Origin of the sequence: Pandoraea sp. PE-S2R-1 (assembly GCF_002179865.1) — a bacterium.
GTDB lineage: Bacteria > Pseudomonadota > Gammaproteobacteria > Burkholderiales > Burkholderiaceae > Pandoraea.
This window is the reverse complement of the sequence record NZ_NGUR01000114.1, coordinates 1-425: the sequence shown is the minus strand read 5'-3', so window position 1 is coordinate 425 and position 425 is coordinate 1. Positions and strand designations below refer to the sequence as shown.

Genomic DNA, 425 nt, shown 5'->3' with positions numbered 1-425 from the left:
CCACCAGATCGATCCCGTGCTGTAGATCACCACGAGGCTGTCGTCGCTGATGCCTAGCGCCTCGACAGCGTCTTTGAACGCCTCGGCAGGCGGCAGCATCAAATGAAACTGATGGTCGTGGTCCGAGAGCTGTGCATCGATGTCGATGAACTGCGCACCGGGAATATGGCCGGCCTCGAAGGCTGCGCGCTCGGGTTGCACCCGTTGCTTGACCACCGGGTCGACGACCATCGTGGCGCTGCAATCGAACAGGCGTAGCTCGGGCGCGTCCAGATGCGCGGCCAGCCAGTCCGTCGAGACGAGAAAGCCGGGTTCGATGCCGGTAGACGATAGGGCTTGGGACATGCAAAAGCTCCGTGAGAGCGGCGAGAAGTCAGGCGTCTGCCCAGGCGGCGAAGCGACGCTGTACCCATGCGATACCGGCG

The 425-nt window shown here is 63.3% G+C and carries 1 protein-coding gene; it reads right to left on the bottom strand.

What is annotated here, in order from left to right; all coding sequences use genetic code 11:
• Positions 1-345, bottom strand: a 345-nt coding sequence (locus CDV44_RS27295) for a rhodanese-like domain-containing protein (RefSeq protein WP_249277758.1), incomplete at its 3' end; no start/stop codon positions are given.
• Positions 346-425: the final 80 nt, after the last annotated feature.